General features: G+C 65.0%; 7 protein-coding genes. 4 read left to right on the forward strand and 3 right to left on the reverse strand.

Annotated features, from left to right (window positions below; translation table 11 throughout):
- Nucleotides 1–4 precede the first annotated feature (4 nt).
- Together B3E94_RS03335 and B3E94_RS03340 are read left to right on the forward strand one after the other, a co-directional pair.
- Nucleotides 5–787, forward strand: coding sequence for an aldolase (locus B3E94_RS03335; protein WP_286912326.1), 783 nt, complete (start codon nt 5–7; stop codon nt 785–787).
- 33 nt (nt 788–820) lie between these two features.
- The gene (locus B3E94_RS03340; protein WP_286912327.1) at nt 821–1,705 is read left to right on the forward strand and encodes a dihydrodipicolinate synthase family protein; all 885 of its coding nucleotides are present in this window, start codon (nt 821–823) and stop codon (nt 1,703–1,705) included.
- Nucleotides 1,706–1,829: 124 nt separating this feature from the next.
- Here B3E94_RS03340 and B3E94_RS03345 read toward each other — a convergent pair whose 3' ends face one another.
- From B3E94_RS03345 to B3E94_RS03355, 3 genes are all read right to left on the reverse strand, one after another.
- A complete protein-coding gene (locus B3E94_RS03345) occupies nt 1,830–3,248 on the reverse strand; it encodes a short-chain fatty acid transporter (RefSeq protein ID WP_236193305.1) in 1,419 nt (472 codons plus the stop codon).
- Between the two features lie 144 nt (nt 3,249–3,392).
- Nucleotides 3,393–4,049 carry a CoA transferase subunit B gene (locus B3E94_RS03350; RefSeq protein WP_286912328.1) on the reverse strand — a complete coding sequence of 219 codons (657 nt, stop codon included), beginning with the start codon at nt 4,047–4,049 and terminating at the stop codon, nt 3,393–3,395.
- A 35-nt stretch (nt 4,050–4,084) separates the two neighbouring features.
- A complete protein-coding gene (locus B3E94_RS03355) occupies nt 4,085–4,783 on the reverse strand; it encodes a CoA transferase subunit A (protein ID WP_176518303.1) in 699 nt (232 codons plus the stop codon).
- Nucleotides 4,784–4,922: 139 nt separating this feature from the next.
- On the opposite strand from B3E94_RS03355, the gene B3E94_RS03360 reads away from it, so the two are divergent.
- Both B3E94_RS03360 and B3E94_RS03365 read left to right on the forward strand, forming a co-directional pair.
- Nucleotides 4,923–5,828 (forward strand): LysR family transcriptional regulator, encoded by a 906-nt coding sequence (locus tag B3E94_RS03360; protein ID WP_236193300.1) that lies wholly within the window; start codon nt 4,923–4,925, stop codon nt 5,826–5,828.
- Complete coding sequence (locus B3E94_RS03365; RefSeq protein ID WP_286912330.1) at nt 5,816–6,637, forward strand: aldo/keto reductase; 822 nt, start codon at nt 5,816–5,818, stop codon at nt 6,635–6,637. Before B3E94_RS03360 ends, B3E94_RS03365 begins: the two co-directional genes overlap by 13 nt.
- Nucleotides 6,638–6,684 lie beyond the last annotated feature (47 nt).

The following is a 6,684-nucleotide window of genomic DNA, read 5'->3' on the forward strand; positions in this document are numbered from 1 at the left end:
CCCCATGGCCAAGACCCTCACACACAGCAAAGACCAGCTGGTGCAAAAAGCCCTGACGCAGATGCAAGGCTCGCTTGCCGATAATACGTGGACTGTACGGGAAAAGCTGGCCCTGACCTGCCGAATTCTCTTCGACCACGGCCACGATTCCGGCCTTGCCGGGCAGATCAGCGCCCGCGGCCCGCAGCCGGGCACCTTCTACACCCAGCAACTGGGCCTGGGTTTCGACGAAATCAGCGCCAGCAACCTGCTGCTGGTCAACGAGGACCTTGAAGTACTCGAAGGCCAGGGCATGCCCAACCCGGCCAACCGCTTCCACAGCTGGGTGTACCGCGCCCGCCCGGACGTGAACTGCATCATCCACACCCACCCCACCCATGTCGCCGCCCTGTCCATGCTCGAAGTGCCGCTGGTGGTGTCGCACATGGACCTGTGCCCGCTCTACGACGATTGCGCCTTCCTCCAAGCCTGGCCCGGCGTGCCGGTGGGCAACGAAGAAGGTGAAATCATCAGCGCCGCCCTGGGCGACAAGCGCGCCATCCTGCTCTCGCACCACGGCCAGCTGTCCACCGGCACCAGCATCGAACAGGCCTGCGTCTACGCCCAGCTGATCGAGCGCGCCGCGCGCCTGCAACTGCTGGCCATGGCCGCCGGCACCGTGAAACCCATCGCCCCGGCGCTGGGCCGCGAGGCGCACGACTGGATCGACCGGCCCAAGCGCCATGCGGCCGCTTTCAACTACTTTGCCCGGCAAAGCCTGCGCGCCCACGCCGACTGCCTGAACTGACCCCTGAATGCCTTGCTTGCGGAGCCCACAATCATGACCACAGAATTCAACGGCATCATCGGCTACACCATCACCCCGTTCAGCGCCGACGGCGAACAACTCGACCTGCCGGCCCTCGGCCAGTCCATCGAGCGCCTTGTGCACGGCGGCGTACAGGCCATCGCGCCGCTGGGCAGCACCGGCGAAGGCGCATACCTGAGCGACAGCGAATGGCAACAGGTGGCCGAGTACAGCCTGGCCCAGGTGGCCCGGCGCGTGCCCACCATCGTCAGCGTCTCCGACCTGACCACCGCCGGCGCCGTGCGCCGCGCCCGCTTCGCCCAGGCCCACGGCGCCGATGCGCTGATGGTGCTGCCGGCGGCCTACTGGAAGCTCAGCGAGGCAGAAATCCTCCAGCACTACCGGGCCATCGGCGAGGCCGTCGACCTGCCGATCATGCTCTACAACAACCCCGCCACCAGCGGCACCGACATGCCGGTGGAGCTGATCCTGCGGATCGTGCGGGAGGTCGCCAACGTCACCATGGTCAAGGAGAGCACCGGCGACATCCAGCGCATGCACAAGCTGCAGCTGCTCGGCGAAGGCCAGGTGCCGTTCTACAACGGCTGCAACCCATTGGCGCTGGAGGCGTTCGTGGCCGGGGCCAAAGGCTGGTGCACGGCGGCGCCGAACCTGATCCCGGCGCTCAACCAGCAGCTCTACCAGGCGGTGCTGGCCGGTGAGCTGGAGCAGGCCCGGGCGCTGTTCTACCGGCAGTTGCCGTTGCTCGAGTTCATTCTCAAAGGCGGGCTGCCAGCGACCATCAAGGCAGGGCTGGCACTGACCGGGCTAGCGGTGGGCGAGCCGCGTCGGCCGGTGTTCGGGTTGGATGAGCAGGGCCGGGCGAAGCTGGCGGCGTTGCTCAACGCCCTGCAATAGCGGTAATCGACACAGCACCTGTGGGAGCCGGCTTGCCGGCGATAAGGGCCAAGCCGTTTTTCGGCTGCATAGGCCTCATCGCCGGCAAGCCGGCTCCCACAGGTTCGCTGCCAGTCTATTTAATTCAAGGCATCACCGGCGGCACGTACTGCAAGGTCGTGCCCAGCGCCCAAAGCAGCACCAGCACCAGCGGTATATGCACCAGCAGCTGCACGAACGAGAAGCCAATCAAATCGCGCGCCTTGAGCCCCAGCACCCCCAGCAACGGCAGCATGTAGAACGGGTTGATCAGGTTCGGCAGCGCTTCTGCCGCGTTGTAGATCTGCACCGCCCAGCCCAGGTGGTACTGCAGGTCATTGGCCACCATCATCACGTAGGGGGCTTCGATGATCCACTTGCCGCCGCCCGAAGGGATGAAGAAGCCCAGCACCGCCGAATACACACCCATCAGCAGCGCATAGGTGTCGTGGGTGGCGATCTGGGTGAAGAACAGCGAAATGTGGTGCGCCAGAGTCTGCTCATCCACCCCCTTGACCTGGGTGAGGATGGCCGCGATCGAGCCGTACAGCGGGAACTGGATCAGCACCCCGGTGGTGGTCGGAACGGCGCGGGCCACGGCGTCGAGGAAGCTGCGCGGGCGCCAGTGGAGCAAGGCGCCGAGCATGATGAACAGCAGGTTGTAGGTGTTGAGCCCGGAAATCGCGGTGATCGCAGGCTTGGTGGCGAACTCCTGGTACAGCCAGCCGCCGGCCAGGGCCACCAGCAGCAGGATCAGGATCGGGCTGTATTCCAGCCATTCGCCCGGGCGGGTGCGTTGCGGCGCGGGCGGCGCCGTGAAGCTTGGGTCCACGCCGCAGTCTTCGGCGCTGCGCGCGCTACCCGCGCCAGGCGCGGTGGCATAGGCGATCACCAGCGACACCACGACCAGCACCGCCAGCATCACCCCGGACTGCCAGAGGAAGATGGTTTCGGTGAACGGGATCACCCCGGTGATCGACAGGATCGATGGCGGCAGGCTGGCCGGGTTGGCCTGCAACTGCGCCGCCGACGACGACAGGCCCAGCGCCCACACGGCGCCCAGGCCCAGGTAGGCGGCGGCGCCTGCGGCGCGGTAGTCCATCTTCAGCTCCGTACGGCGCGCCAGCGCCCGCACCAAAAGCCCGCCGAACACCAGCGACAGGCCCCAGTTGAGCAGCGAAGCGAGCATCGAGATCAATGCCACCCAGCAGACGGCGGAGCGGCCGTTTTTCGGCAGCCGCGCCAGGCGGTCGATCAGCCGTGCGGCCGGTGGCGAGCTGGCCACCACGTAACCGCCAATGACCACGAAGGCCATCTGCATGGTGAACGGGATCAGGCTCCAGAAGCCATCGCCAAAGGCCTTGGCCGTGTCGGTGGGCTTGGCGCCCATGGCCAGGGCGCCGATGCACACCAGCATCACGGCCAGGGCTGCGAAGACCCAGGAGTCGGGGAACCAGCGTTCGGCCCAGTTGGAGCAGCGCAGGGCAAAGCGGGCGGAGCGGCTGTCTTGAATTTCAGCGGCCACGGGTACTTTCCTTTTATTGGTTTTATCGAATAACGAACACAACGCAAAAACCCCATGGCAGCAGGTTTGCCCGCGAATGCGCTGGCAACTTCGCCAGGGCATTCGCGGGCAGGCCCGCTCCCACAGGGTTGGGAGAGAAATGGCTTAGAAGGTCATTTCTTTCACATCATCCGGCACGATCAGCTTGCCGGCAGTCTTCTCGATGATCTCCTCGACGCTCACCCCAGGCGCGGTTTCGCGCAGGATGAAGGCGCCGTTTTCGATCTCAAGGTACGCAAGGTCGGTCAGCACCTTGCGGATGCAGCCGGCGCCGGTCAGCGGCAGGCTGCACTGGGGCAGCAGCTTGGACTCGCCGTCCTTGGAGGCGTGGGTCATGGTGACGATGATGTTGTCGGCACCGGCCACCAGGTCCATGGCGCCGCCCATGCCCTTGACCAGCTTGCCGGGGATCATCCACGAGGCGATGTTGCCCTGCACGTCCACCTCGAAGGCGCCCAGCACTGTGAGGTCGACGTGGCCGCCACGGATCATGGCGAAGGATTGTGCCGAGTCGAAGATCGAGGCGCCGCGGCGGGCGGTGACGGTCTGTTTGCCGGCGTTGATCATGTCGGCATCTATGGTGCTTTCGGTCGGAAACTCGCCCATGCCGAGCAGGCCGTTTTCCGATTGCAGCATCACATCCATGTCGGCGGGTACGTAGTTGGCCACCAGGGTCGGGATACCGATGCCCAGGTTGACGTAGTAGCCGTCCTTCAGTTCACGGGCGACGCGTTGCGCCATCTGTTCGCGGGTCAGTGCCATGGTCAGGATCTCTTTGTTGTTCTGATGGACGGCGCTCAGGCCTTGACGGTGCGCTTTTCGATGCGCTTTTCGAAGCTGCCGACGATGACCCGGTCAACGTAGATGCCCGGGGTATGGATTTCGCTGGGCAACAGCACGCCGGGCTCGACGATCTCTTCCACTTCGACCACGGTGATCTTGCCGGCGGTGGCGGCCAGCGGGTTGAAGTTTTGCGCGGTGTTGCGGTACACCACGTTGCCGTAGTGGTCGGCCTTCCAGCCCTTGACGATGGCGAAGTCGCCGGTGATGGATTCTTCGAGGATGTACTTGCGGCCCTTGAACTCGCGCACTTCCTTGCCGTCGGCCACTGGGGTGCCGTAGCCGGTGGCGGTGTAGAAGGCCGGGATGCCGGCGCCGCCGGCGCGCATCTTCTCGGCCAGGGTGCCTTGGGGGGTGAGTTCCACTTCCAGCTCGCCGCTGAGCAACTGGCGCTCGAACTCGGCGTTTTCGCCCACGTAGGAGGCGATCATCTTGCGGATCTGCCGGTCTTCGAGCAGTACGCCCAGGCCAAAGCCGTCGACGCCGCAGTTGTTGGAAACCACAGTCAGGCCCTTGACGCCACGGCGGCGGATTTCGTTGATGAGGTTTTCCGGGATGCCGCACAGGCCGAAGCCGCCCGCCAGTACCGTCATGTTGTCGGTCAGGCCGTCGAGGGCCTCTTCATAGGTTGCTACGCGCTTGTCCAGTCCGGCCATGTTGATCCGCCTTTTGTAGTTGTTGAACCGACGAGGCTGTCGGTGAGCGTGTACCTGCATCTTCACCGCTGGCGACTGATTTGTTAATTTTGTTTTCATCATCGATTGATAATGTTTCCAAAATAAACGTGAGCCTGCCATGAACGTCAAGCAACTGCGCGCCTTCGTCGCCGTCGCCAAGTACCAGAGTTTTGCCCAGGCTGGCGAGCACCTGCATGTTTCCCAGCCGGCCTTGAGCCTGACCATCAAGGCGCTGGAGGACAAGCTCGGCGGCGCCCTGCTCGCCCGCACCACGCGCAGCGTCAGCCTGACCGCCGAGGGCGAAGTGCTGCTGCCGCTGGCCCGGCGCCTGCTGGCAGACTGGGACGACACCGAAGAAATGCTGCGCCAGCGCTTCACCCTGCAACTGGGCCGGGTATCGGTGGCGGCCATTCCGGCCTTTGCCGGCAACCTGCTGCCCCACAGCCTCAAGGTGTTTCGCCAGCGCTACCCCAAGGTCAACGTCACCGTGCACGACGTGATCAACGAGCAGGTGCTGGAACTGGTGCGCCATCGCCGCGTCGAACTGGGCATTGGCTTTGAGCCGGACAATTGCGATGGCCTGGACTTCCATCCGCTGTACCTGGACCGTTTCGTTGCCGTGGTGCCTGCCGACTCGCCGTTGGCCTTGCAACAGCAAGTGGCCTGGACACAATTGCTGGCCGAAGATTTCATCGCCCTGCAACGCCCGTCGGCCGTGCGGCTGCTGCTGGAGCAGAACGTTGCGGCGTTGCACGGCAAGCTGGCGGTGGCGTTCGAAAGCCACCAGCTGTCGACCATTGGCCGCATGGTCGCCAGTGGCCTGGGCGTCAGCGCGGTGCCGGCGCTGTGCATCAACCAGATGCAGGAGCTGGGCGCGCGCTGCGTGACGCTGGTCGAGCCTGCCGTGGAGCGGCGCATCGGCGTGATTGCCCTGAGTGACCACAAGCTTTCCACCGCAGCCCAAGCGCTGCTTGAAGTGCTGCTTTCCCACACCCACGCTCCGGAGGTGACATGCGTTACGTGAAACTGGCAGGTTGCAACGTACCGGCCATAGGCCAGGGTACCTGGTACATGGGCGAAGACCCGGCCCAGCGGGCGGCTGAAGTGGCTGCGCTGCAGCAAGGTATCGAGCAGGGCATGAACCTGATCGACACGGCCGAAATGTACGCCGAAGGCGGCGCCGAGGAGGTGGTCGGCCAGGCCATCGCCGGGCGCCGTGACCAGGTGTTTCTGGTCAGCAAGGTGTACCCGCACAATGCCAGCCGGCGCGGCGTGCCCGAGGCCTGCGAGCGCAGCCTGAAACGCCTGGGCACCGACGTGATCGACCTCTACCTGCTGCACTGGCGCGGCCAGTACCCGCTGGAGGAGACCGTCGAGGCGTTCGAGCGCTTGCGCGAGCAAGGCAAGATTCGCCGCTGGGGGGTGTCCAACTTCGATGTCGATGACCTGCGCGAACTGCACAATCCTGACTGCGCCACCAACCAGGTGCTGTACAACCCGGTGCAGCGTGGCATCGAATTCGACCTGCTGCCCTGGAGCCGGCAGCGGGGCCTGCCGACCATGGCCTACTGCCCACTGGCCCAGGCCGGGCGGCTGTTGCAGCACCCGCTGTTGGCCGATATTGCCGAGCGCCATGGGGCGACACCGGCCCAGGTCAGCCTGGCCTGGGTGACTCGCGAAGACGGGGTCGTGGCCATTCCCAAGGCGGTGGCACCGGAACATGTGAGGCTCAATGCGGCGGCTGGAGAGCTGGTGTTGAGCAGCGAGGACCTGCGGGCGATCGATCGCGTATTCCCGGCGCCGACGCGCAAGCAGCATTTGGCGATGGTTTGATCGCATTGCAATGGGGCTGCCTTGCAGCCCAATCGCTGGCAAGCCAG

The sequence above is a fragment of the Pseudomonas sp. UBA6315 genome, from assembly GCF_002438125.1.
GTDB classification, from domain to species: domain Bacteria; phylum Pseudomonadota; class Gammaproteobacteria; order Pseudomonadales; family Pseudomonadaceae; genus Aquipseudomonas; species Aquipseudomonas faucium.